The following is a 24,420-nucleotide window of genomic DNA, read 5'->3' as shown; positions in this document are numbered from 1 at the left end:
GTCTTCACCGGATGACGGTCTTACCCGCCAGTGTCGGTGCCAATATCTGCAAGATCCGCTTCCAGCGGTATTTCTAAGAAAGCTTAGTTAATGCACGCTAAAGTGCCAGCAAAACGTAAATAAATGTTAAGAAGTGGCGTTACTGGTGAGCGACGCGCGAACATGCGAAAGTTCACACGCCTTGCCCGGCTGGATGCCGGTTTCAAACGATGAAGGATATCGAGCCTATGCAACGACTGCTGCATCATGACGACCTGGGAAAACTGATTCTGCGCCTGGCCGTGGGTGGGCTGATTCTGCTGCACGGCGTCGACAAGCTCTTGTCACCCACCAGCATTACCGACATCGGCCACATGCTCGACGCCATGGGCGTCCCGATCTCCCTCGCGTATGGGGTGCTCATCGGTGAGATCGTTGCGCCGTTGATGGCCATCCTGGGTTGGCAGGCGCGCATCGGCGGCCTGTTGATGGGCGGCGACATGCTGGTGGCGTTTATCCTCGTCCACCACGACGAATTGCTGACGCTCAACGCGCAAGGTGGCTGGACGCTGGAATTACAGGGCATTTTTCTGTGCGGTGCCCTGGCGATCATGTTCATGGGCAGCGGGCGTTTGGCGATGCACCCCGACTAATTCAGCGCCTTATACCACTCCGCACACCACTCAGTGGGCACGCTCCAGAGCAGCGAGGCGTGCCTCTAGCAGTGCCGGAAAACGCTTGAACCAAGTTTGGTTGAGAGGAGAAGGGTGCGGCAGCGGCGCCAGTTGGAGCTCGGCACTACGCCCATCGGGGAGTGACAGCAGGGTGGTATGCAGCGCCTCGAAACGGTCCTCGCGAGCCCAGAAAGTCTCCAGTTCACGCTTGATCTCACGCGACTGACCGATGGCGAACCACAAGAACGCCTCGCGCCCCAGGGTAATCAGAGTGCGGCCTTGCCAGTGCGCGATCAAAAGCTCCGCCATCAAGGGCTGAAAGCGCTTCTTGACCGCCATCGACCACGCCTTGTTGCCGGTCGGCTTGTAGGGCACGGTATTGGCCCAAAAATAACGCCGCCCCACGGCGAGTGAGGCTTCAAAATCGGGCAGCGCCTTCCCGTGCAGATGCTTGTACAGCCCGGCGCGCACCTTCTGGCCACCGCTGCCTACGAAGGGCGCGCCATGCACGACCTCCTGACGACCGGGGTCGCGTCCGAAAAATCCCACCGGTGCGTCGCGTGGGCCCAAGCCGATGATCGGCTCCAGCGGGTCACGCCGGTTGGCGAGGTAGACATCGCGATCGATGCTGTCGAGCGTGTCGGCTTCACGGCGGAATGCATCGCGTAACGCCGAGGGAAGGGTCACGTCCTGTGACATCCTGGGTGTCCTTTCAAGTTCATGGGGGGTTTCCGGCCTGCGGCGATAGCCGCGTCCCACCCAGCGCGGGAACGGGACGCGACGCGTGGCGGCTTACCAGCTGCCGGTATTTTCCATCGACGCCCACGGTTCCTGAGCGGGCAACGCATCGCCCTTTTGCAACAACTCCACGGAGATATCGTCCGGCGAGCGAACGAAAGCCATGTGACCATCGCGCGGCGGGCGATTGATGGTCACGCCGTTGTCCATCAGGTACTGGCACAGGGCGTAGATATCATCGACACGATACGCCAGGTGGCCAAAGTTACGACCGCCGGTATACGTTTCCGGGTCCCAGTTGTAGGTGAGCTCGACCTCCGGAGCCTGTTGCTCATTCGAACGTTCCTCGTCCTCCGGCGCGGCGAGGAATACCAGCGTGAAACGACCCTTTTCGTTCTCCTTGCGTCGCACTTCCTTGAGGCCCAGCAGGTCACAGTAGAAACGCAGCGAGGCGTCGAGATCGGCGACACGGACCATCGTGTGCAGGTACTGCATGGTAGTCTCCTCATGATGTTATGCAGGCTAAACGTCTATGGTAAACCAGCCCGCCGGTCACGGCGAATTCATCACCGGCAGGGCGATTCGTCAACACTCCGCGAGGCACACTTTCCATGAGTACGTATTGCGACCACGCTCCCGGTCATCCCTTTCATGGCCCCTACCATGACCACGAGTACGGATTTCCCGTGCGCGACGACGACCGGCTCTTCGAGCGCTTGATCCTGGAAATCAACCAGGCTGGGCTCTCCTGGCTGACGGTACTCAAGAAGCGCGAGGCGTTCTCAATGGCCTTCGATGACTTTGCCGTGGCACGCGTCGCCGCCTACGACGATACGCAAAGGGCGCGTCTGCTCTCGGATGCAGGTATCATCCGCAATCGGCGCAAAGTCGACGCCGCGATTCACAATGCCAATGTCGTGCTCGCCTTGCAGGCGTCTCACGGTAGCTTCGCCGCCTGGCTCGACGCGCATCATCCGCTCGCATTGTCGGAATGGGTGAAGCTATTCAAACGCACCTTCCGCTTCACCGGTCCCGAGATCGTCAACGAATTTTTGATGAGTACCGGCTACCTGCCGGGAGCCCATCGCGAGGACTGTCCGACCCAACACCGGGTACGCGCACAACGGCCACCGTGGCTGAACACCGAATGAACGCCCACCAGAAACACGCCGCCGCTAGGGGAGATCACAGCGCATGGATTCACTGACGCAGGCCTGCCTCGGTGCCGCCATCGGCGGCACTGTGCTGGGCCGCCGTCTAGGACGCAAGGCCGTCATCGCCGGTGCCGTGCTCGGCACATTGCCCGATCTCGACGTAGTCATCGACTATGGCGACGCCGTGGCCGAATACACCTATCACCGGGGATTCAGCCATTCCCTTTGGGTACTCGGCACCCTCGCCTTCCTGCTGACCGTACTGGCCCGAGCAGGCGAGCGTTGGCGTCAAATTTCGCCGCCCATCGGCACATGGCGCTGGGGTCTGCTGTTTGGCGGCTGCCTGCTGACACATCCAATGCTGGATGCCTTCACCACCTATGGCACCCAACTCTGGTGGCCGATGACGACGCCACCAGTGAGTTGGCACAGCATTTTCATCATCGACCCGCTTTTTACGCTGCCATTGCTGGTGGGCGTGGCCGCCGCACTGATCAAGGGCTATTCGCCGCGCCTGCTGGGCTGGGGACTGACGCTCGCTTGTTTTTATCTGACGTTCGCGGTCGCCGCACAGAACACCGTGAACGCACGCATCGGACCGAGTCTCGCCAGCCAAGGGCTCGAAGACGCCGCGCGTCTGGTCCAGCCAACGCCTTTCAACATCCTGCTCTGGCGTGTCACGGTCGTCCAAGACGATGCCTACTATGAAGGCGTCGTGAGCCTCTTCGATGGCCACACGCCGATGGCGCTGACCCGCCTGCCACGTGGCGGCGCATGGCAGGACGCCGCGTTGGCGACGGCGGCCGGGCAGCGTCTTGCGTGGTTCGCCGGGCCTTTCTTGCGCTATCGCACCGCGGAACGCCAGGGCACCACCCAGTTGATCGCCACCGACCTGCGTCTAGGCACGCCCGGCTACCACATGTTCAATTTCACGCTTGCCGAGCGCGACGCCGAGGGCTGGCATCCTATAGACAGTGAACGTATTGTCGGCGCGCGCCCCGATGAGAAAGCCTTCGCCTCGCTGTTTAGCCGTGTGTTCGTGCCGCAGGCCGACACCTGCTTGTCACTGGACGAGCGCCAGATCCAGTGCCTCATGCCAGGCATATCGCCCTGACACAAATAAGGCGGCTCATCTTGAGCCGCCTTCTGCTTTGTTTGCGGGCACTGCGTCACGCGTCAGAGACGTTCCGCGGTGTAATTCGCCACGGCCTGACGCGCTTCACCCATGGCCTGCTCACGTACTGCCTCGCCCATGTTGAGACCTTCCGCGTAGATCCAGTCGATGTCGCGAATGCCGACCAAGCCCAGCAGACTGCTGACGTGGCCGGTCTGAGTATCCATCTCAGTGCCGACGTACTGACCGCCACGCGCCGCGAGCACCAGGGCGCGCTTCCCTTCGATCAGCCCCACCGGGCCGTGCTCTGTATACTTGAACGTCTTGCCGGCCCGCAGAACACGGTCGAACCACGCCTTGAGCTGGCTGGGAATGCCAAGATTGTAAAGCGGCACCGCCAACACGATCAGGTCGTGTGCCAACACCTCTTCGACCAGCGTATCGGAACGCTCGGCCAATTCCTGCTGGGCCGCATCACGCTCAGCGGGAGCAGTCATCCAACTGGCCATTTCGGCGCCGTCGAGGTGCGGAAGGTCGAGCGTCACGACATCGCGCTCGGTGAGCTGGATATCATCGCGCGCGCCAAGCTGCGCCTTGAAATGCGTCGCCAGCGCACGTGACTGGCCATGTTCACCGAGGATAGAAGCAGTCACCAGCAGAATATTGCGAACGGCCATGCGGAATTCCTCTCATTGGGTTCAGGGCATGTGATGCGAATAGACGTATTATTCGTTGCCCTGTTTGAAAAGAAAAACGCAAAAAAGCCCATGAAGCGTTCGATATCATGAAACGGTTTTCACCTACGGCTCAGCGTGTTCGCTCGACGCCCTGCCCGCAGCCGACCCAGGTACGCCCCGCCTCCTCGACACGCACCTGAACGGGATACGGTTTGCCACTCATGCTGTCGAAACAGGCCCGCGCCTTGAGCTCGACGATCACCGGCGCGTCGGCGTCGCCAGCCTCGAGCGTCATGGCAGCCTGATGACCGTTATCGAGCCGCGTAACCCGATAATCCAGCGTGCGCTTTTGTTCGCCGTATTGCGTGACCAGCCTGAGTTGAGGCGTCTCGCGGTCGAGTTCGAGCGTCCATCCAGGCTCGTTACCCTGCCCCTTGAAAATCGCATTCGGGGCGTCGGCGCGCGTGATCGCATCGCGACGCGCATCTTGCTGGCAGGCGAGCTGGCCGTTGTCGCTTTCGACGTGCGCCTCGTCGCCCTGCTGGGCAAACGTCAGGGTGCCTTTGCGGTAGCGCTTGCCCTCGGCGACCACGCTACGCTCGAGCCCGTAGTATCCCTGAGCCGACCACAATCGCAGATGATCCCCGGGCGAGGCCGAGATGAGATCCTGTGCCGGTGTACAGCGCCAGGACACGAATGCCTCCGCGCCATCGGCAAAGAAAGCGCTCGGCAGCAGCGGCGACTTGGGGGCGTCGTCATTCTCATCCGGCACATCGAGACGCGGCGGCGGGGTAAAATCGCTTCCCGAGGCGTCGCTCACCTGGGGTGGCTTCTCGGTACTCGCACAGCCGCCCAACACAGCGACACATACCACAGCCGACAAAACGTGCCGCGCACGCCGAGACATTTTGGGGAACATTCAGCTTCTCCTTGCTGGTCAGGACCCGCCCCACTTCCATCAGCGAGACATATTGCATGCGATATCATTCAATCAAAGAAGACCGATAGCATAGCAGTCCTCATGCCATGAGAAACGCCGGTACCATAAGAAACGCGCCGCCGAGCGGTGGCTCGGCGGCGCGTTAATGGCATCCACGCGAAAAGCTCACCCGTGGCGGCGACGCAATTCCTTGGCCGCATCGACCATGTTGGCCAATGCTGGCTCGACTTCCGCCCAACCACGCGTTTTCAGCCCGCAATCCGGATTGACCCAAAGTCGCTCGGCGGGAATCTTCTCGGCGGCTTTTTCCATCAACTGCACCATCCATTCCACCTCGGGAATATTGGGCGAGTGGATATCGTAAACGCCCGGTCCGATCTCGTTGGGATAGGCGAAGTCCTGGAAGGCGTCGAGCAACTCCATGTCCGAACGCGACGTCTCGATGGTGATCACGTCGGCGTCCAGGGCCGCAATCGCCGCGATGATGTCGTTGAACTCCGAGTAACACATGTGGGTATGGATCTGCGTCTCGTCGCGAGCCACGGCCGCGCTCAACTTGAAGCTTTCCACCGCCCAGTCGAGATACCCCTGCCATTCGCCCTGCCGCAGCGGCAGGCCTTCACGCAGTGCCGGCTCGTCGATCTGGATGATCTTGATACCCGCCGCTTCGAGATCGGCGACCTCGTCCCGCAGCGACAGGGCGATTTGACGGCAGGTGGCATCGCGCGGCTGGTCGTCGCGTACGAAGGACCATTGCAGAATCGTCACCGGGCCAGTGAGCATACCCTTCATGGGCTTGTCGGTCAGCGATTGCGCGTACTCGCTCCAACGCACCGTCATCGGGCCGGGACGGCTCACATCGCCGAAGATCACCGGCGGTTTCACGCAGCGCGAGCCGTAACTCTGCACCCAGCCGAAGCGCGTGAAGGCAAAACCATCCAGCAGTTCGCCGAAGTACTCGACCATGTCGTTACGCTCGGGCTCGCCGTGGACCGGCACGTCGATATCCAGGGCTTCCTGGCGTTCGACGGCGTGGACGATCTCCTCGCGCATACGGGTCTCGTAGGCATCGCGGTCCCATTCGCCATTCTTGAAGGCGCGGCGCGCGGCGCGGATGTCCTGCGTCTGCGGGAACGAACCGATCGTGGTGGTCGGAAACAGCGGCAGGTCGAGATGACGCCGCTGGGCCCTAGCACGCGCACCGTAAGGACTCGAACGTTCAGAATCAGCGGAAGAAACGCCCGACAGTCGCTTGCCCACAGCAGACTTGTGGATGCGCGGGGAGTTGCGGCGTGCTTCCAGCGCCTGTGTAGCGGCGTCCAGACGCGCCGTGTCCTCGTTCGTAGTGCGCCCATCGAGCAGGTGCGCCAATGTGACGACTTCATCTAGCTTTTGACGTGCGAAGGCCAGCCAACTCTTGAGCTCGGCGTCGAGGTCGGTTTCCGCGTCGAGATCCACCGGCACGTGCAGCAGCGAGCAGGAGGCCGAGATCCATAGACGCTCGCCGAGACGCGCGCGGGCCACTTGCAAACGCTCGCGCAGTGCTGCCAGATCGGCGCGCCAGATATTGCGTCCGTCGATGGCGCCGATGGACAGCACCTTGTAAGTGGGAAGACGGTCGAGCACCGCGTCGAGCTGTTCGGGCGCGCGTACCGTATCGATGTGCAGCCCGGCGACCGGCAACCCGGCGGCCAGGCCCAGGTTATCGCCCAAGGCGCCGAAATAGGTCGCCACAAGAAGCTTGACCCGCGCAGACTGCAACTTGTTGTAGGCAGCCTCGTAGGCCTGGCGCCAGTCACGGGGCAAGTCCTGCACCAGGGCCGGCTCATCGAGTTGCACCCATTCGACGCCCTGCGCCGACAAACGCTCGAGGATCTCGCCATACACCGGCAACAGCGCATCGAGCAGGGTCAGACGATCGAGCCCCTCGCTTTTTTCCTTGGCCAGCCACAACCAACTAAGGGGACCCAGTAACGCCACCTTGACCGAATGTCCCTCGGCCTGAGCTTCGGCGACTTCGTCTAACAACCGTGTGGAGGCCACCCGGAAGCGTTGATCTGCGTGCAACTCAGGGACCAGGTAGTGGTAGTTGGTATCGAAATACTTGGTCATCTCGCAGGCTGCTGCCGGCTCGCCGGTGGGCGCCCGACCACGCGCCATGCGGAACGTCGTATCCAGGTCGACCTCGCCCTCGACGGCACCGAAACGCGGTGGCACCGCCCCCAACAGCGCACTGACGTTGAGCACCTGATCGTAGAAGGCAAAGTCGCCCACGGTGACGAGATCGAGCCCCGCATCGCGACTGGCTTGCCAGTGTGCGGCTCGCAACGCCTTGCCGCTCTCCTCGAGCGTGGCCTGATCGATTTCACCTTTCCAGTAGGCCTCGACGGCCTTTTTCAACTCACGGTTCGCGCCAATGCGCGGGTAGCCCAGAATGTGTGCCAGCGCCATCGTGTTTCCCCTTGCGGTATGCGTCTAGAATAAGTGACTTCGTGGTCACGGCGACGCCGTGATGTGCTGGCGGGCAGTCTCGCTGGCGGCAGTGCGTGAATCAAACTAAATTAACTAATCATCAAAATGAACGGCTCTCATACACCATGCTCGAGCTTCGCCATCTCCGCACCTTGATCGCACTACGTGACGCGGGCTCGCTCGTCGAGGCCGCCGAACGCGTGCATCTCACCCAATCGGCGCTCTCGCATCAGATCAAGGATCTCGAGGAGCGCCTGGACACGCCCCTGTTCCAGCGCAAGACACGCCCGGTCACCTTCACGCGGGCGGGCGAGCGCCTGCTAGCGCTGGCCGAACAGATTCTGCCGCAGATCCGCATGGCGGAACGCGACCTGGCACGCCTGGCCGGCCATGAACAAGGGCGCTTGCACATGGCGATCGAATGTCATAGCTGCTTTCAGTGGTTGATGCCGACCATCGATCACTTTCGCGATCACTGGCCGGAGGTCGAGGTCGATATCCCCAGCGGCTACAGCTTCGACGCCTTGCCGTCACTGGCGCGGGAATCGCTGGATTTGGTGATCACTGCCGATCCCCAGCCGCTGGCCGGGATTCATTACGAACCCTTGTTCCGCTACGAAGGCCTACTCGCGGTGGGCAAGCAGCATGCCCTGGCACGCCGCGACTGGGTCACGCCGGAACAATTGGCCAGCGAGACACTGATCACTTATCCGGTGGAACACACGCGCCTCGACGTCTTCACCCAGTTTCTGACACCCGCGGGCTTCACGCCGGCCGAGGTGCGCACCGCCGAGTTGACGATCATGATGATGCAATTGGTCGCCAGCGGCCGGGGGGTCTGCGCACTGCCCAACTGGGCGCTCACCGAGTATCTGGAGCGCGGTTATGTACGCGCCCTGCATCTCGGCGAGCAGGGGGTATGGAGCACACTGTTCGCGGCGATTCGCGAGGAGAGTCGTGACGAGCCATGGATGGAGGACTTCCTGCGCACCGCGCGCGAGACCTCCTTCTCGGTACTCGAGGGAATCAAGCCGGCGTAGCCATGTCTCTTCTTAGCCATGCTTCACGCCAGCGCTTGCGGCATACAAGCGTCTGCCGAGTACGATAGCGGTCAAGTATTGCCCAGGCGGCGCCCCCGCGCGTGGCGCGACTCACCCTGAAGCATGTCCGACGTCGGCAACAACAGGCTAAAGCGCGCCCCGCCGAGCCGCGGGCTGCGTTCGACCACCGCGCTGCCGCCATGCCAGGCCATGATTTTCTGCACGATGGAGAGCCCCAGGCCATAACCGCCGGAGCGCCGCGTGCGACTGTCGTCGAGACGCGCGAAGGGTTTGAAGATCAACAGACGGTCGGCTTCGGGAACACCAGCGCCGTCATCCTCGACATCCAGGCGCACGGCCCGCGCTTCCCGTGTCACGCTGACATGGATGTGCCCTTCCGCATGGCGACAGGCATTGGACACGAGATTGGACAGCGCGCGTTGCAGATAGCGCGGATCGGCCTCGACATCGACCTCCTCGCCGTCCAGGACTTCGAGGCGCAAATGCGCGTGCAGCGGTGCCAGAGTATCGGTCACGCGATGGGCCATGGCACGGCAATCGGTGGTTTCGGTGGCCAGTTGGATGCCCTGGGCGCTGTCACTCCCCAGGCGGGCGTAGGTCAAGATCTCGTCGACGAGCTGATCGAGTTCTTCGATATCGCCGTCGATATCCTGCAACTGGCGCCGCACCACGGGTTCTTCGGTCATGTCCTCGACCATCTGCACCGCGAAACGGATACGTGCCACCGGGGTGCGCAATTCATGGGAGACGGCGCGAATCATTTCCTGCTGCGTGCGCAACAACGATTGCACCTGGGCCGCCATGCCGTTGAAGGCCATCCCCAGCCGTCCGAGAAAGTCGTTGCTCTCGACCTTGACACGAGTATCCAGATGGCCCCCGGCAATACGCGTGGCGGCACGTTCCAGACGCTCCACGCGCCCTTCCACACCGCGCACCACGAAGTAGATGGTGCCTGCCAGCACCAGCAACATGATGCCCAGCAGGACCAGCGCCAACGAGATAGGCATCGGTTCGAAGGACGGGACGGGGCCGATATTGAGCCAGCGATCCGCTCCTAGCCGTGCGTGCACATACAACACGCCGAGCCCCGGCTCGAGTCGCACGACGACTTCACCGCCTTCGAGACGCGATTGCTGGATAGGATCGACACCCGAGGGGGGCGTCGGTGAAACCTCCAGCGGGATCTTGAAGACACGCTGAAGACGCGCCAGACGCTCGTCGCGTTCATCTTCCGAGACGCCGCTGAGCCAGGTTCGCAAGGCCTCGGTTGCGCCGCGTAACTGCATCTCCTTGAGACCACCGACACGCAATTCCAGCAGCCAAGGCGTATCCGGCAGACGCCGTAGCACAGACCAAGCCGCATCGTGGCGCTCGATCAGCGGCCGTCCTTCATTGAGTCGCGAGCGATCGAAGTAATTCAGCGACACGTCATCGATGGGGTGCAACGTCATGGGAACACCCAGCGTCGATGACATCGATGCCAGCCATTCGTCGCGCTCGTCGACCGGCTGCTCGGCGGCCAGATGCGCAAGCACCTGCATCGGGCCACTGGCCAGGCGCTCGCGGTAATTCTCCTGACGCACCTGATCGACCACCAAGTATCCCAGCAAGGCGAGTCCAAATGTCAGCACCAACGCCAGCAACAACAAGGCGTAAACGCGCAGAAAGGTGCTGTCCGATAGGGTTCGCCGCATCAACGTTAGCTGTCCTTGACGAACAGATATCCTTTGCTGCGCACGGTCTTGATTCGGTGCGGATGGTTGGGATCGTCACCGATCTTGGGCCGGATACGCGAGACTCGCACATCGATGGAACGATCCTGACCGTCGTACTTGATGCCCCGCAGCTGCGAAAAGATTTCCTCGCGGGTCAGTACGCGACCAGCATTACCGGCCAACAGCCACAACAGGTCGAACTCGGCGCTGGTCAAGTCGATGCGCTCGTCGTTGAGCCAAGCCTCTCGCGTGGCGCTATCGATGAGCAAGTCGCTGAAGTTCAGCCGAGTAGCGCCGCTGGCGGCGTCCAGAGCATCGGCACGGCGCAACAAGGCACGCATGCGCGCCAGCAGCACGCGTGGCTGTACCGGCTTGGGCACATAATCGTCGGCGCCCATTTCGAGCCCCAGTACCTGGTCCATATCATCGGTACGCGCGGTCAGCATGAGAATGGGGCCGGCATACTGGGCACGCACGCGACGGCAAATGGAAAGACCATCCTCGCCAGGCAACATGAGGTCGAGAATGACCATGTCCGGCTGCTCGTCGAGAATACGTTCCACGGCACGAGCACCGTCGTATTCCAGATCGACCTGGAATTCATTTGCCTCGAGGTACTCTCGCGTCAGATGCGCCAGCCGCTCGTCGTCCTCTATGATCAGGACGTGATCGTGATGTCTGCTGCTGTCCAAGCTGTCATCCATCCCTTTACATTAGTGCCATGAAGCCCTGCCTACCTTCGGCCTTGTCGTGCGAGTTCCGTTCATCTTTATTTTGTATTCTTCGCGCTATCCAGAGAGACGTCGCCTGAATAAGCGGTGCGACAAAGGGGTGCATGCCGCCACTCCCTACCATAGCGGATAGCAAGCGATGATACCCGAATTCACTTTCGAGTAGCTGTCGAGCATCATAGAGATCGCCACGCTGATTGAAAAATCGTCGCGTGGCAGCTAGTTATAGATTTTTTGACGGAGCGCAAGAATAGCCCCAAGAGAACCACAGACTATCAACGACTTATCCACTTGCGACCCCCCACGAAACAGCTCTATCTTGTGCTCATCATCAGGATTCCCCCCATATATAGGACTACCGTATTTCGCGTGCTCGTTCCGAACAATCCTCTTCAGGCACGAAAATGCCGAGACAAGACGATTAATTCGGTCATCGTCGCGATAAGGCTCGACTTCTCGCGATGCGACATGAACGGCAGCACTCTTTACCCTGGGACCCGTAACGACAGGAAAGCGTCATGGATACCACTCCTTCTTCCTCTGACAAGGCGTCAGTGGACATCACCGCGCCGCAGCGACTGCGCGTCATCAAGCGTGGCGGTGATGTCGCGGTCTTTGATGGCAGCAAGATCTCGATGGCGATCACCAAGGCGTTCATCGCCACCGAAGGCGACAATGCCGCAGCATCGTCACGCATCCGTGATTTCGTTCACAAAGCGACCCAGAGCATCGTCGACACCTTCCTGCGTCGCATGCCCGATGGTGGCACCCTGCACATCGAAGATATCCAGGACCAAGTCGAGCTGGCTCTGATGCGCGCCGGCGAACAGAAAGTCGCCCGCGCCTACGTGCTGTACCGCGAAGAACACGCCCGTGCCCGTCAGCCTCAGAACGGCGATATCGCCAAGCCTCATCCCAGCCTCAACGTCACGCAGGCCGACGGCACCGTGCGTCCGCTGGATCTGGGCCGGGTCGAGACCCTGGTCTTTGACGCCTGCGAAGGGCTCACCAACGTCGAGCCACAGAAAATCGTCGACGCGTCGCTGAAGAGTCTCTACGACGGCGTGTCCATCGATGGCGTGTCGCAGGCACTGACGATGACCGCGCGCACATTGGTCGAAAAAGAGCCCAACTATACCTACGCCACCGCGCGACTCTTGCAGGACAACCTGCGTCGCGAAGCGCTCTCTTTCCTGGATATCGCCGATGAAGCAACTTACCAGGAGATGGCCGACCTCTACGCGCCGGCCTTCAAAGCCTATATTGCCAAGGGTATCGCCTTCGACCAGCTCGATCCGCAGCTTGCCGAGTTCGATCTCGAGCGCCTGGGGGCAGCGCTGGATCACACCCGCGACGCCCAGTTCACCTACCTCGGTCTGCAGACGCTTTACGACCGCTACTTCCTGCACCACGACGACATTCGCTACGAACTTCCGCAGGTGATGTTCATGCGTGTCGCCATGGGCCTGGCGCTCAACGAGGACGATCGCGAAACGCGTGCCATCGAATTCTACGAGCTGCTCTCGAACTTCGACTACATGGCCTCCACGCCGACGCTGTTCAACGCTGGCACCGTCAAGAGCCAGCTCTCTTCGTGCTATCTTACCACCGTGCCCGACCAGCTCGATGGCATCTACGGCGCGATTCGCGACAACGCCATGCTCTCCAAGTGGGCCGGCGGCTTGGGCAACGACTGGACCCCAGTGCGTGCGCTGGGCTCCTACATCAAAGGCACTAACGGCAAGTCGCAAGGCGTGGTGCCGTTCCTCAAGGTGGTCATGGCCGTCAACCAATGCTTTGCGCCCGATACCCAGGTGCATACAGCCGACGGTGTCAAGGCGATCAAGGACATCACGCGTGACGATCTCGTGCTCGGTCAGCGCGGCGAGTATCGTCAGGTCACGAACAAGTTCGCCTATAACCAGCGCGACCCGATGGTCGAGCTGAACATCAAGCATACCGTCGAAACCACGCGCGTGACTGCCGGCCATCCGCTTTGGGCGTTGCGCGGCGTGCCGATGGCGCAGGCTGGCCATCGCACCCGGGACTGGCTTGCCAAGGCGAAGATCAAGCCCGAGTGGGTGGATGCCGGCGAACTGACGGCTGGCGACTATGTTGCCCAGGTGATTCCGCGCGAAGTCGTGCCGGTGCCGGAATTCAGCGAAGACGATGCGCGGCTGTACGGCATCCTGCTCGGCGATGGCCATCTATCGAAGGACGGCCAGCAGTGGGGCGTATCCGGCAACCCATCGGCTGACGCCGATCATCTGCGCTTCGTCTGCGACTATCTCGAGGCGCGCGGTATTCATCACTGGCAGAGCGAGCGCGGTACCGCCTATCGTCAGATCCACTGGGCTGCCGGTCGCGGCGTCCAGCGTTGTGCCACGACCGGGCAAATCACCGGCGCCGGCGAACCGACGCTGCCGTTCGTCGCCGACGATCTGTACGACGCGGCCCATAACAAGCGTATCCATCGGCGCTTCGCCCATCTGCCAAAGAGCCAAACTCTGGCGCTGATTCAAGGCCTGCTGGAAACTGATGGCGGCGTGAGTCGTGGCAAGGAAATCTATTTCACCAATACCTCGCGTTCGCTCGCGGAAGGCTTGCGCTATCAATGCCTGCGTCTGGGGGTGCCAACCGCCGGCCAGTATCGCGAACGCGAGCAGAACCACGAAGGACGGCGCAGCGATGGCAGTTCGGTGCAGTTCACGGGCACCGTCAAGGCGTATGACATTCGTGTGCCGGCCGTGCCCGAGATTGCCGAACGCGTAAACTGCGTGGCACTGACCAAGCGCAACTGGATCGAGCACCACGGCTGTGTATTCACCCGCGTGCGCAACGTGTGCGAAATCGACCCGATTTCGTTCGTCTACGACCTCAAGGTCGAGGGCGATCCGTCCTATATGACCACGGCGGCACTCGCCCACAATGGTGGCAAGCGCAAGGGCGCGGTCTGCGCCTATCTCGAGACTTGGCATCTCGACGTTGAGGAGTTCCTCGAACTGCGCAAGAATACCGGCGACGATCGCCGCCGTACCCATGACATGAACACCGCCAACTGGGTGCCGGACCTGTTCATGAAGCGGGTCTGCGACGACGAAGAATGGACGCTGTTCTCGCCGTCCACCTGCCCGGACCTGCACGATCTCTACGGCGCCGCCTTCGAGACGCGCTATGCCGAGTACGAGGAGATGACCCTCACCGGGCAGCTCAAACTGTTCAAGCGCGTCAAGGCCAAGGACTTGTGGCGCAAGATGCTGTCCATGCTGTTCGAGACCGGCCATCCGTGGATCACCTTCAAGGACCCGAGCAACCTGCGCAGCCCGCAGAACCATGCCGGCGTCGTGCATAGCTCCAACCTGTGCACGGAGATTACTCTCAACACCTCGGCGGACGAAATCGCCGTGTGTAATCTGGGCTCGATCAACCTGGCGCAGCACATCGTCGACGGCGAACTCGATGGCGACAAGCTGAGGAAGACCGTCAAGACGGCCGTGCGCATGCTCGATAACGTCATCGATATCAATTACTACGCCGTGCCGCAGGCCAAGAATTCCAACTTCAAGCACCGCCCGGTAGGCCTTGGCTTGATGGGCTTTCAGGACGCGCTCTACAAGCGTGGGATCGCCTACGCCTCCCAGGAGGCCGTTGAATTCTCCGACACCTCGATGGAGCTGATCAGCTATCACGCCATCGAAGCCTCCAGCGACTTGGCCGCCGAGCGCGGACGCTACCAAAGCTTCGAAGGCTCGCTATGGAGCAAGGGCGTGCTGCCCATCGACTCCATCGCAAACCTGGCCGAAGAGCGCGGCGCCGACTATATCGAAGTGGACACCTCCACCACGCAAGATTGGACACGTCTGCGCGACAAGGTCGTAAGCCAGGGCATGCGTAACTCCAACGTCATGGCGATCGCGCCGACCGCGACGATCTCCAACATCTGTGGCGTGACGCAGTCCATCGAGCCGACCTACCAGAACCTGTTCGTCAAATCGAACCTCTCCGGCGAATTCACCGTGGTCAACGCCTACATGGTCAACGACCTCAAGGAACGCGGCCTGTGGGACGAGGTCATGATCAACGACCTCAAGTACTACGACGGTAGCGTGCAGCCCATCGACCGCGTACCGGATGATCTCAAGGCCCGCTATGCTAGTGCCTTCGAGGTCGAGCCCAAGTGGCTGGTCGAAGCCGCCGCGCGACGCCAGAAGTGGATCGACCAGGCGCAGTCGTTGAACCTCTACATCGCCGGCGTCTCGGGCAAGAAACTTGACGTCATCTATCGCATGGCCTGGTTCCGTGGCCTCAAGACTACCTATTACCTGCGCGCGCTAGGCGCCACCTCGGTGGAAAGATCCACTGTCGATCGTGGCAATCTCAATGCCGTGGGCAACGCCGACAGCGGTGCGGCACCGTCGCCTCAACCTGCTGCCAACCCTGCGCCCAGCCCAGCGGCCAGTGGCGCCTCCGGCGAAACGCGTGGCAAGGAGAAGCACTTTTTCGAGACGCGCGTCCCGGGATACCAGGTCGGCGGCGCGCTAAGCTGGGATTGACACGTCACATGTAAGGCTTCGAAGTGGGCCGTGTCATGTGACATGGCCCGCTTTGCGTCATGCACTCGGTATCGGTAGGCTTGCCGCCGTTCCCACTCCCTACCCGACATCGCGAAAGGTACGAACATGCAACTCGGTATCATCGGACTCGGCCGCATGGGCGGCAATATCGCCCGACGCTTGATGCGCGGCGGCCACGACGTCGTCGCTCATGACCGCGATCGATCCATCGCCTCGGCGTTGATCGAGGACGGTGCCACCCCGGCGGACTCCCTGGCGACGCTGGTGGATCAACTGGAAACACCACGCGTGGTATGGGTCATGCTGCCTGCCGGCGACCCCACCGAGGAGACGGTCAATGCCTTGGCCGAGCAAATGGACGCCGGCGACATCATCATCGACGGCGGTAACACCTTCTACAAGGACGACATTCGCCGCGCTAAGGCGCTGGCGCTCACGGGCATCCATTACGTGGACGTGGGCACCTCGGGAGGCGTCTGGGGATTGGAGCGCGGCTATTGCATGATGGTAGGCGCCGAACAAGAGATTTTCGCTCACCTCGATCCGCTGTTCGACACTCTGGCGCCCGGTCACGGCAATCTGGAGCGCACGCACGGCCGCAACGCGCCCCATGATAGCGCCGAGCGTGGCTATATTCATGCCGGCCCGGTCGGTGCCGGCCACTACGTGAAGATGGTCCACAACGGCATCGAGTACGGTCTCATGCAAGCCTACGCCGAAGGCTTCGAGCTGATGCAGAGCAAGTCATCGCCGGATTTGCCGGAAGACGAGCGCTTCGATCTCAACCTCGCCGACGTGGCCGAAGTCTGGCGGCGTGGCAGCGTCGTCTCATCCTGGCTGCTCGACCTCACCGCCCAGGCGCTGACCGGCGACCCCAAGCTCGATCATTACTCCGGCGCCGTCGCCGATAGTGGTGAAGGCCGCTGGACCATCGACGCGGCCGTCGAGCAAGGCGTCTCCGCCCCGGTGCTGGCCAACGCGCTGTTCGCGCGCTTCAACTCGCGCAAGGACAACACCTACGGCAACCGTTTGCTCTCGGCGATGCGCTTCGGCTTTGGCGGCCACGTCGAACCGCCGAAGTGAGCGCTGATTGAAAGCAACGGAGTCTGCCTCTGGCAACGCCGGCGGCAGGCACTAGCGCGACGCTCCGGCCGGCGCATCCACCTCGGCACACGTGAGCACATGAGTGACGAAACAGCGCACACGCACTAGTTCGCCGAGATGCTCGGGGTACACCAGGTAATAGGCGTCGGCCCCCTTGAGAACATGTGGCCAGGCCAGTGACAGCCGGCCCTCGGCCAGCTCGGCGTCGACGAAGAAACGAGGCACCAGGGCGAGGCCACCGCCGCTCATTGCCGTGCGGATCAGCATCTGGAAGGTCTCGAAGCGCGTGCCGTGGTAACTGCGTTCAGTAGTAATGCCTTGATCGGCGAACCAGCGGTGCCAGGCATCGGGGCGCGTGGAGAGGTGAAGCAGGCGGCACTCGGCCAGCTCTGCGGCACTCGCCGGTCGCTGACGGGCCAGGTACTCGGGGGCGCAGACCGCAACCACCTCCTCGTCAAACAACTTGTGGCACTCCAGTTTCGGCCAGCGGCCATGGCCATGGAAGACGGCCACATCGATACCTGCCTGATCCAGGTCGAAGGGCTCGACGTGGTCGCTAACGCTGAGATCGATGTGTGGATTCGCGTTCAGGAATTCGGGCAACTGGCGTGCCAGCCAGCGGGCACCGAAGGTCGGCAGGCAGGCCACCCGCAGCACCTCGCCCTTGCCGCTATAGCTCATGATCGCGTTCGCCGACATCTCGATCCGGGCCAGAATCTTGCGTACTTCAGTAAGATACAACGCACCCTCTGGTGTCAGTACCAAGGTGCGGCGCACACGCCGGAACAGCTTGTGCTGCAGATACGCTTCGAGTTGCGCCACTTGCTTGCTGATGGCGCTCTGGGTAATGCTCAGTTCGTCGGCGGCACGGGTGAAACTCATGTGCCGCGCAGCCGCCTCAAAGCACTGCAGAGTGGTGGTCGAGGGCAGGTGGCGTGCCGTCATGCGTCTTCTCCGCGACGGAGTGGATTCGCAGCGCTCATGCTGAAAGCTCATGCCCCTGCTTCATTTAATGCGTTTAAGCGTAATGCATGAGCGAAAGGCATGGGTAGCGCGCTTTTTTTCGTTTGCCGATGCAACGAGGCTCTGGTGTCATCACCGCCATGATGGACACCGCGCTCACGAACGGCGCTGGGCTTTTGTGCGACTTGAGAGGTACCCCCGATGACAACCCTCGTTTCCCATCACGAGATTCGTGACCGTTTTTCCAAGGCCATGTCGGCCATGTATCAGGCCGAAGTGCCGCAGTACGAAACCCTGCTCGACCTGGTGGCGGAGGTGAATCGCGAGACTCTTGAGCGCGATCCCGAGCTGGCCGCGCGACTCAAGGCTCATGATGAGCTGAATCGCCTCGGCGTCGAGCGGCATGGTGCCATTCGCGTCGGTACACCCGCAGAACTCACCATGCTGCGCCGGCTTTTCGCGGTGATGGGCATGTATCCGGTGGGCTACTACGATCTCTCCGAGGCCGGCGTGCCGGTACACTCCACCGCCTTCCGACCCATCGACGACGCCGCCCTGGCACGTAACCCCTTCCGTGTCTTCACCTCGTTGCTACGCCTGGAGTTGATCGAGAGCGCCGAGATGCGTGAACGCGCCACCGATATCCTCGCCGAGCGCGACATTTTCACGCCCGGCGCACGGGAGTTGATCGAACTCAGCGAATGCCAGGGCGGGCTCACCGACGAGCAAGCCGACCGCTTCGTGGCCGAGTCGTTGGAGACCTTTCGCTGGCACCAGGACGCCACGGTGGACCTGGAAACCTACGAGGCGCTGCACGCCGAGCACCGACTGATTGCCGATGTGGTTTGCTTCCACGGGCCACATATCAATCATCTGACGCCACGCACACTGGATATCGACGAGGCGCAACGCCGCATGCCCGCGGCGGGGATGAATCCCAAGGAGGTCATCGAAGGCCCGCCGCGCCGCGACTGCCCGATCCTGCTGCGTCAGACCAGCTTCAAGGCTCTGGAGGAACCAACCCGGTTCGCCGGCGAACGCCAGGGCACTCACACCGCGCGCTTCGGCGAGATCGAACAACGTGGCGTGGCGCTGACCGCCAAGGGGCGTGCACTCTATGATCGGCTGCTCGCCGAATCGCGTCAGCGTACGGCTGGACTGACCAATGAGGAGCACCAGCGCGTACTGGCCGAAGCATTCGACGACTTCCCGGATACCGAGACCGAACTGCGCCGTCAGGGCCTGGCATTCTTCGAATATCGACCGACCGAGGCGGGATGCGAGGCCGGCCCGGCCACCGAGACCGAGGTCGAGCAATTGATAGAGCAGGGACTGATCACGGCCCGGCCGATCACTTATGAGGATTTCCTGCCCGTCAGCGCGGCCGGCATCTTTCAATCGAATCTCGGCGGTAACGGTAGCGAAGCCTATACCGGTCACGCCAATCGTGAAGCCTTCGAGGCGGCACTGGGCGCACCGGTCACCGACGAGCTGACGCTCTATGCCGAACGCGAGCGGAGTTCTCTGGATGCCGCCCTGGCGTCTTTGGGCATCCCGCCAGTCCGCTAGGCGTCCTGCCCGAGCGAACGCCGCCAGCGAGCTTCCAGGCTATCGGGGCCGCTGGGGCCGAACAGCGCGCAAGATTCACCGCGGTACCAGGCCCACATCTGATCGCCATAGCTGTAATGCCACCACTCGCTGGGCAGGTTGGTGAAGCCGGCATCGACCATGGCGTGGTAAAGAATGCGCCGACGATCACGATAGGCCCGTGTCGCGGCGTCGTGGGCATGATGCTCGAAATGAACGGTATGCGAGGCGACCCGCGCTTCATCGAATGCCGACCCCATCTCCAGCAGCATCCCATCGGCATCGCACAGGGCCACGTCCACCGCGCCGCCAGTGAGATGTGGACTCGGGCACTCTGGCCGATCGCTGGGCGGCGAGACGAATTCCCGGGTCATCGCCCGCAGATCCGACTCGTCGAGATCGGCGTAGCGCGTTTCCACCATTCTAAGCAAGGTGTCATAGAAGTGGCGCTGCACGACATAGGGCCGCCAGGCATCCAGCACCACCAGACCCACCCCCGCCGGCAGGCTCCGTGCCACTTTGAGAAGCCGCCGATAGACGGCCTCCCGCGCCCAGCACTCGGGCACTGCCCGAGGCACGCCAAGCGCATGATAGATGGGATGCACGCGCAAGGCTGGCACGGCAAGGCTAAGTGCATGTAGCGCCGTGCCATCGTCGTCGATGGAAATAGCCGCAATGGCCTCCCACTGGGGATCGGCAATGTCGGCGATGGGTCGGGACGTCGAGTCAGTCACATTCAAGCGATTCGTTTCCAAGTTGAAGTCAGCCCAAGGTGTTGGGTAGCCAGGTGATCAGTTCGGGAAAGAGGATAAGCAATAACAGCACCCCGACCGCCACGAGAATGAACGGCCAGATGGTGCGAAAGAGCATGGTGATATCCACACGACTGACCGCCGCAGCGATGAACAGGCAAGCCCCCATCGGGGGCGTTATCAAGGCAATGGTGATATTCAGCGTGATAATGATACCCAGCGCCACAGGATCGATGCCGGCCGCCAGCGCCACAGGGGTAAACACCGGCGAAAGCAGCATCAGCGCCGAAACTTCCTCCATGAACATTCCGGTCACGAAGGTGATGGCGCTAAGCAGCAAGAGCACGATCACCGGAGAGTCGATGAAGGGCTCGAGCAGGCTAGTGAAACGGTCAGGCGCCTGTGCATAGGCCAACTCCCAACTGATCACCGACGAGATGCCGATGATCAGGAAGATGGCCGCCGTCAACCGCGTGGTCTCGATCGCGGCACGCCAGAAAGCCATTAGACGCAGCTCACCCATCAGCAGTCCGCATACCGCCACGTAGAGGACGGTCAAGGCGGCGGACTCAGTCGGCGTGACGAAACCCAGCACGATGCCGGCGACGATGATGAACGGTGCGACCAGCGCCGGAAGCGCTCCGCGTGCGGCATCGATCACTTCGTGTCTTGCCGGCAGCGAGGTGCGACGCTCGAATCCCGCCCTCTTGGCATGCACGGCATTCATCGTCATGAACGCCAGTGCCAGCAAAAGACCAGGGACCACGCCACCCAAGAATAACTGACCGACCGAGGTATTGGTCTGCGCGCTATACAAGATCATGAAGATGCTCGGCGGAATGATAGGCCCGATCAGCGAACTACCAGCGGTCAGCCCGGCAGCAAATGCCGTGGAATACCCATCGCGCCTCATCGCCGGGACCAGCAATGACCCCAGTGCCGAGGCATCGGCCGCGGCCGAGCCATTGACCCCGGACATGAAGACGCTACCCACCACATTGACATGTCCGATACCGCCGCGCAGATGACCCACCAACAGACGAGCGACGCGCATCAAACGCTCGGTCATACCACAGGCATTCATCAGATTGCCGGCGAGAATGAACAACGGAATCGCCATCAGCGAGAAACTATTGAGACCGCCAAAGAACTGTTGCGGCATCATCCGCGCGATCATGCCCGGATCGACGAAAACGAAGCCCACCAAGGCGGTCACGATCAGCGTCAAGAAAAGTGGAATACCCAGTAAGGTGTTGGCAAGCAAGGTTGCGAACATCGCGGCGACCATCATGAGGCGTCCTCCGCAACGTCTGGAGAGGCGTCACCGGTCTGGGGCAATGGACGAGGGCCGTAAAGCAGTACCTGCAATGCAAGCAGGCCGAAACCCAGCGGCATGGCAAGCATGGGAAGGGTGCGGCTGATGCCCAGCCCCTGGGAAGTGAAGTAGCTCACCGATAAGGCGTAATGCCAACTCCACCAGGTCATGGCCATGCACAGCAGCAAGGTGAGCAGCCATTGATAACCCAACAAAACATGTCGCGCGACGCCTTCCAGCTTGCGCTCCAGTAACGCCACTCGCATATGCTCGCCACGCACCCACACATTGCCGGCGATCAGCAATGCCGATGCGATCAAGCAGTAACGCGCAAGCTCGTCACTCCAGATGGGCGCCTGGCCGACCACGTAGCGCGTCACGACGCCATACAAGATATCGATTAGCGTGACCAATAATGCCAACCCGCCCAGGCCGGTCGTGATCCGTCCCAGCAGCGATAATAAGGTGTTTCGGAACATAGCGATCACATGGTACGACCGGCATGACCGGTCGTACTCCTGGCATCCGAGTGAATAACGTGAAGATCAGTCGCTGAGCAGGTCGCTTTGCCCGGCATCTTCGAGCGCCATCTTGATCCACTCATCGCCTATGCCCTGCTCTTCAAGCCAATCGATATAGGCCGGCTGGCCTTGTTCACGAAAAGCCGCCATCTCTTCATCGCTAGGCTCGATCACCGTCATGCCATTATCGGCAAGAAATTGGATGCGCTCGTCGACCCGCTTCTCGACATCTTCACGGTTGAGTTCATTGGCTTTTTCGACGGCTGAGTCGATAGCATTGCGATTCTCTTCGGAAAGCCCCTCGTACCAACTGCCGTTGGCTATGAGGAACTGATCGGAGTACTGCACGTTGGCACGGGTAAAGTATTTCTGCACTTCGTAGAGACTGCCCATGATGATGTACATCGGCGGGTTCATCTGGCCATCGGCGACGTTGGTCTTGAGCGCCATGTAGGTATCGGTCCAGGGAATCGGCGTGCCGGACGCACCAAAGGCCTCATAGAGCGCGACCTGGCTAGGATCCATGGCACGAAAGCGGAGTCCCTCGAAATCGTCGGGGCCCTTTATGGGGCGCTTGGAGTTCGTGAACCCGAGAAAACCGCCTTCCTCGATCACGCCAAGCAACTCGGCACCGGTACGCTCTTTGAGGGCTTCCTCTACCTTGTTCCAATAATCACCCTCGTCGAAAAACTCATGTGCAGCGTTGTAATCATCGAACAGAAAGGGAGTGGCACTGACATATATTTCGGGCACGATCGGCGACAAACCGGCGAATGAAGCAATGTTGAGGCTCGGCGTATTGGCGACTTGCTCCATGCGCTCCTGTTCTTCGCCAAGCATGGAGTTGGGATATAACTTGAGCTGAATATCGCCGTCGGTCTTCTCTTACACCAACCGTTTGAGGTTGGAAGCAAACAGATGAACCGCGTTCTTGTCGGTCTCGGGCGGTCCGTTATAGCTGAGGTTGATGGTTGTGGCCGCATTGGCCAGGCTGGCCGTCACCAGCCAGCCGGTGACAGCGGCTGTGAGTAATACGGGACGCAGCATTGAGAAACGCATGAAGAACTCCTTGTTGTTATCAGAACGCGACGAGACTCGCGTATTGATCGGCCGTTGCTGTACAGCGGCGTCCTAAGACGCTAATCGTTGCGCTGTTGACCTTTCAAGCGTTCTAGCGTTGCTTTAAAGACAACATACGTGCATCCAAGACGCGCGGTGCGTCGGCGCTGAAGAAACGCATGCTGTATCGCAGGTGTTCAATGAAAGCTTGGGCTGCCACCGTCAAGGGCCGCTCGACCTGACTGACGATGCACGCCTGCGCCTGGCACAGTACCTGGGCGTCGACCTCGCGCGTGACAATGCTCCCCTCGTGAATCTCCTCAAGGACGCTGAGCTCGGGCATGAACGTCACGCCCAAGCCGGAACGCACGAAATTCTTGAGCACCGACACCGAGTTGGTTTTCATGCGCGGCCGATACGATAGCTTGGCCGTCCGCAATGCCATATCGACCAACTGCCCCATTCCGGTTTGCCCGTCGATAACCGCCAAGGGATGCACACCGATCTCGGCTAAAGTCAGCGGCCCCGTCGCGCTGGCCAACGCGTGTTCGGCGGGTACGATCAGATCCAGCGGTTGGCAGCGATCGACGTGCGAAACCAGACGGTGATCATCGGGCGGCGCATACAGCAACGCCAAATCGACGCTCCCTTCCTCGACCAACGCCATCGCATCGGTAAGACCGGCCATGTGCACTTCGATTTCCAGCCCCGGATAGGTGGCCAGAAAGTTCTGCAAGGGGGCCGAGACCAGATCCGCTATGAACCCTTCGCCGACGGCGATGTGTACCTCGCCGTGTTCCAGGTTCTGCATGGCCTGCAACTGAGAAAGTGTCGCTCGCTCGGCGGCACGCCGATCACGATAGTGACGCAGCATCAACTCACCGGCGGGGGTCAAATCAAGCCGTGGGGAACGTACCAGTAGCACGCAATCCAGTTCTTCCTCGAGTGCGCGCAGTTGCCTACTGAGTGCCGATGGGTTGACCTCCAGATGAGAGGCGGCTCGGCGTAGCGAGCCATAGCGAACGACGGCATCGAGATATTCAAGCGCACGAGATTTGAACGGAGTCATGGCAAGCTCGGTCAGCAGTCTGATACATGGTTCAAGGTCATACGAAAGGCCATAGGGGATGGGATTGATTCCAATCCGCAACCGGCGTAGCGTGAAAGCGTCGAATTCATAGGAGACTGGATCATGGCGGAAGCCAAGAGTGTCATCAAACGTGTCTACGTCCCTACCTATGTCCGCGATCTGCCCAATGGTGAACGCGTGACAGTGCCCGGACACTACAA

20 protein-coding genes and 1 pseudogene are annotated in these 24,420 nt (G+C 61.2%); 7 read left to right on the top strand and 14 right to left on the bottom strand.

The genetic code is table 11. The annotated features are described in order from the left end of the window. Window positions 1-227: 227 nt before the first annotated feature. Entirely contained in the window at window positions 228-632 is a 405-nt protein-coding gene (locus tag OP495_RS06885; protein WP_280568057.1) for a DoxX family protein, read from the top strand. A 30-nt stretch (window positions 633-662) separates the two neighbouring features. On the opposite strand, the gene OP495_RS06880 is transcribed toward OP495_RS06885, so the two are convergent. Both OP495_RS06880 and OP495_RS06875 read right to left on the bottom strand, forming a co-directional pair. Then, on the bottom strand, window positions 663-1,352 hold the full coding sequence (locus OP495_RS06880; protein WP_280568054.1) for a uracil-DNA glycosylase family protein: 690 nt from the start codon (window positions 1,350-1,352) through the stop codon (window positions 663-665). Window positions 1,353-1,445: 93 nt separating this feature from the next. Then, window positions 1,446-1,886: a VOC family protein gene (locus OP495_RS06875; protein WP_280568052.1), complete on the bottom strand. Its 441-nt coding sequence runs from the start codon at window positions 1,884-1,886 to the stop codon at window positions 1,446-1,448. Window positions 1,887-2,002: 116 nt separating this feature from the next. Between OP495_RS06875 and OP495_RS06870 the strand changes: the two genes are divergently transcribed. Next, window positions 2,003-2,542: a DNA-3-methyladenine glycosylase I gene (locus tag OP495_RS06870; RefSeq protein WP_280562804.1), complete on the top strand. Its 540-nt coding sequence runs from the start codon at window positions 2,003-2,005 to the stop codon at window positions 2,540-2,542. A gap of 43 nt (window positions 2,543-2,585) precedes the next feature. Beyond that, window positions 2,586-3,659: a metal-dependent hydrolase gene (locus tag OP495_RS06865; protein ID WP_280562803.1), complete on the top strand. Its 1,074-nt coding sequence runs from the start codon at window positions 2,586-2,588 to the stop codon at window positions 3,657-3,659. 62 nt (window positions 3,660-3,721) lie between these two features. Here OP495_RS06865 and OP495_RS06860 read toward each other — a convergent pair whose 3' ends face one another. From OP495_RS06860 to metE, 3 genes are all read right to left on the bottom strand, one after another. Then, the gene (locus OP495_RS06860; RefSeq protein WP_280562802.1) at window positions 3,722-4,336 is read right to left on the bottom strand and encodes an NAD(P)H-dependent oxidoreductase; all 615 of its coding nucleotides are present in this window, start codon (window positions 4,334-4,336) and stop codon (window positions 3,722-3,724) included. 130 nt (window positions 4,337-4,466) lie between these two features. Continuing rightward, the gene (locus OP495_RS06855; protein WP_280562801.1) at window positions 4,467-5,255 is read right to left on the bottom strand and encodes a C-type lysozyme, inhibitor; all 789 of its coding nucleotides are present in this window, start codon (window positions 5,253-5,255) and stop codon (window positions 4,467-4,469) included. Between the two features lie 186 nt (window positions 5,256-5,441). After that, window positions 5,442-7,727: a 5-methyltetrahydropteroyltriglutamate--homocysteine S-methyltransferase gene (metE, locus tag OP495_RS06850; protein WP_280568050.1), complete on the bottom strand. Its 2,286-nt coding sequence runs from the start codon at window positions 7,725-7,727 to the stop codon at window positions 5,442-5,444. Window positions 7,728-7,873: 146 nt separating this feature from the next. On the opposite strand from metE, the gene OP495_RS06845 reads away from it, so the two are divergent. Beyond that, window positions 7,874-8,788, top strand: a complete 915-nt coding sequence (locus OP495_RS06845) for a LysR family transcriptional regulator (protein WP_280562799.1) — start codon at window positions 7,874-7,876, stop codon at window positions 8,786-8,788. Window positions 8,789-8,859: 71 nt separating this feature from the next. Here OP495_RS06845 and OP495_RS06840 read toward each other — a convergent pair whose 3' ends face one another. Both OP495_RS06840 and OP495_RS06835 read right to left on the bottom strand, forming a co-directional pair. Then, window positions 8,860-10,503 carry an ATP-binding protein gene (locus OP495_RS06840; RefSeq protein ID WP_280562797.1) on the bottom strand — a complete coding sequence of 548 codons (1,644 nt, stop codon included), beginning with the start codon at window positions 10,501-10,503 and terminating at the stop codon, window positions 8,860-8,862. 5 nt (window positions 10,504-10,508) lie between these two features. After that, window positions 10,509-11,228: a response regulator gene (locus OP495_RS06835; RefSeq protein ID WP_280562796.1), complete on the bottom strand. Its 720-nt coding sequence runs from the start codon at window positions 11,226-11,228 to the stop codon at window positions 10,509-10,511. 545 nt (window positions 11,229-11,773) lie between these two features. Here OP495_RS06835 and OP495_RS06830 point away from each other — a divergent pair. Continuing rightward, window positions 11,774-15,808, top strand: a complete 4,035-nt coding sequence (locus tag OP495_RS06830; protein ID WP_280568048.1) for a ribonucleoside-diphosphate reductase subunit alpha — start codon at window positions 11,774-11,776, stop codon at window positions 15,806-15,808. 126 nt (window positions 15,809-15,934) lie between these two features. Then, entirely contained in the window at window positions 15,935-16,912 is a 978-nt protein-coding gene (gene gnd, locus OP495_RS06825; protein ID WP_280568047.1) for a phosphogluconate dehydrogenase (NAD(+)-dependent, decarboxylating), read from the top strand. A gap of 51 nt (window positions 16,913-16,963) precedes the next feature. On the opposite strand, the gene OP495_RS06820 is transcribed toward gnd, so the two are convergent. Continuing rightward, window positions 16,964-17,878 (bottom strand): LysR substrate-binding domain-containing protein, encoded by a 915-nt coding sequence (locus OP495_RS06820; RefSeq protein ID WP_280568043.1) that lies wholly within the window; start codon window positions 17,876-17,878, stop codon window positions 16,964-16,966. A gap of 219 nt (window positions 17,879-18,097) precedes the next feature. Here OP495_RS06820 and OP495_RS06815 point away from each other — a divergent pair, with 219 nt between their 5' ends. Continuing rightward, window positions 18,098-19,465, top strand: coding sequence for a VOC family protein (locus OP495_RS06815; protein WP_280568041.1), 1,368 nt, complete (start codon window positions 18,098-18,100; stop codon window positions 19,463-19,465). Here the strand turns inward: OP495_RS06815 and OP495_RS06810 are convergent. The 6 genes and pseudogenes from OP495_RS06810 to OP495_RS06790 form a co-directional block, all read right to left on the bottom strand. Next, window positions 19,462-20,217 carry a M15 family metallopeptidase gene (locus OP495_RS06810; protein ID WP_280568107.1) on the bottom strand — a complete coding sequence of 252 codons (756 nt, stop codon included), beginning with the start codon at window positions 20,215-20,217 and terminating at the stop codon, window positions 19,462-19,464. The genes OP495_RS06815 and OP495_RS06810 overlap by 4 nt on opposite strands. A gap of 28 nt (window positions 20,218-20,245) precedes the next feature. After that, window positions 20,246-21,526, bottom strand: coding sequence for a TRAP transporter large permease (locus OP495_RS06805; protein WP_280568039.1), 1,281 nt, complete (start codon window positions 21,524-21,526; stop codon window positions 20,246-20,248). Beyond that, complete coding sequence (locus tag OP495_RS06800; protein WP_280564963.1) at window positions 21,523-22,029, bottom strand: TRAP transporter small permease; 507 nt, start codon at window positions 22,027-22,029, stop codon at window positions 21,523-21,525. Before OP495_RS06800 ends, OP495_RS06805 begins: the two co-directional genes overlap by 4 nt. Before the next feature lie 66 nt (window positions 22,030-22,095). Further along, window positions 22,096-22,944, bottom strand: a pseudogene (gene dctP / locus OP495_RS06795) (TRAP transporter substrate-binding protein DctP); the annotation flags it as partial. A gap of 12 nt (window positions 22,945-22,956) precedes the next feature. Continuing rightward, entirely contained in the window at window positions 22,957-23,130 is a 174-nt protein-coding gene (locus tag OP495_RS18805) for a hypothetical protein (protein ID WP_348521303.1), read from the bottom strand. Window positions 23,131-23,242: 112 nt separating this feature from the next. Beyond that, window positions 23,243-24,199 carry a LysR family transcriptional regulator gene (locus tag OP495_RS06790; RefSeq protein ID WP_280564965.1) on the bottom strand — a complete coding sequence of 319 codons (957 nt, stop codon included), beginning with the start codon at window positions 24,197-24,199 and terminating at the stop codon, window positions 23,243-23,245. Between the last annotated feature and the right edge of the window lie 221 nt (window positions 24,200-24,420).

The sequence above is a fragment of the Chromohalobacter sp. 296-RDG genome (assembly GCF_029889885.1).
In the GTDB taxonomy this organism is placed as follows: Bacteria; Pseudomonadota; Gammaproteobacteria; order Pseudomonadales; family Halomonadaceae; genus Chromohalobacter.
The sequence above is the reverse complement of the archived record's forward strand: the minus strand, read 5'-3'. Positions and strand labels throughout refer to the sequence as shown.

Coding starts and splice junctions, on each gene's coding strand:
- OP495_RS06885 (WP_280568057.1), top strand. CDS start 228: ATGCAACGACTGCTGCATCATGACGACCTGGGAAAACTGATTCTGCGC.
- OP495_RS06880 (WP_280568054.1), bottom strand. CDS start 1,352: ATGTCACAGGACGTGACCCTTCCCTCGGCGTTACGCGATGCATTCCGC.
- OP495_RS06875 (WP_280568052.1), bottom strand. CDS start 1,886: ATGCAGTACCTGCACACGATGGTCCGTGTCGCCGATCTCGACGCCTCG.
- OP495_RS06870 (WP_280562804.1), top strand. CDS start 2,003: ATGAGTACGTATTGCGACCACGCTCCCGGTCATCCCTTTCATGGCCCC.
- OP495_RS06865 (WP_280562803.1), top strand. CDS start 2,586: ATGGATTCACTGACGCAGGCCTGCCTCGGTGCCGCCATCGGCGGCACT.
- OP495_RS06860 (WP_280562802.1), bottom strand. CDS start 4,336: ATGGCCGTTCGCAATATTCTGCTGGTGACTGCTTCTATCCTCGGTGAA.
- OP495_RS06855 (WP_280562801.1), bottom strand. CDS start 5,255: ATGTTCCCCAAAATGTCTCGGCGTGCGCGGCACGTTTTGTCGGCTGTG.
- metE (WP_280568050.1), bottom strand. CDS start 7,727: ATGGCGCTGGCACACATTCTGGGCTACCCGCGCATTGGCGCGAACCGT.
- OP495_RS06845 (WP_280562799.1), top strand. CDS start 7,874: ATGCTCGAGCTTCGCCATCTCCGCACCTTGATCGCACTACGTGACGCG.
- OP495_RS06840 (WP_280562797.1), bottom strand. CDS start 10,503: ATGCGGCGAACCCTATCGGACAGCACCTTTCTGCGCGTTTACGCCTTG.
- OP495_RS06835 (WP_280562796.1), bottom strand. CDS start 11,228: ATGGATGACAGCTTGGACAGCAGCAGACATCACGATCACGTCCTGATC.
- OP495_RS06830 (WP_280568048.1), top strand. CDS start 11,774: ATGGATACCACTCCTTCTTCCTCTGACAAGGCGTCAGTGGACATCACC.
- gnd (WP_280568047.1), top strand. CDS start 15,935: ATGCAACTCGGTATCATCGGACTCGGCCGCATGGGCGGCAATATCGCC.
- OP495_RS06820 (WP_280568043.1), bottom strand. CDS start 17,878: ATGACGGCACGCCACCTGCCCTCGACCACCACTCTGCAGTGCTTTGAG.
- OP495_RS06815 (WP_280568041.1), top strand. CDS start 18,098: ATGACAACCCTCGTTTCCCATCACGAGATTCGTGACCGTTTTTCCAAG.
- OP495_RS06805 (WP_280568039.1), bottom strand. CDS start 21,526: ATGATGGTCGCCGCGATGTTCGCAACCTTGCTTGCCAACACCTTACTG.
- OP495_RS06800 (WP_280564963.1), bottom strand. CDS start 22,029: ATGTTCCGAAACACCTTATTATCGCTGCTGGGACGGATCACGACCGGC.
- OP495_RS18805 (WP_348521303.1), bottom strand. CDS start 23,130: ATGCGTTTCTCAATGCTGCGTCCCGTATTACTCACAGCCGCTGTCACC.
- OP495_RS06790 (WP_280564965.1), bottom strand. CDS start 24,199: ATGACTCCGTTCAAATCTCGTGCGCTTGAATATCTCGATGCCGTCGTT.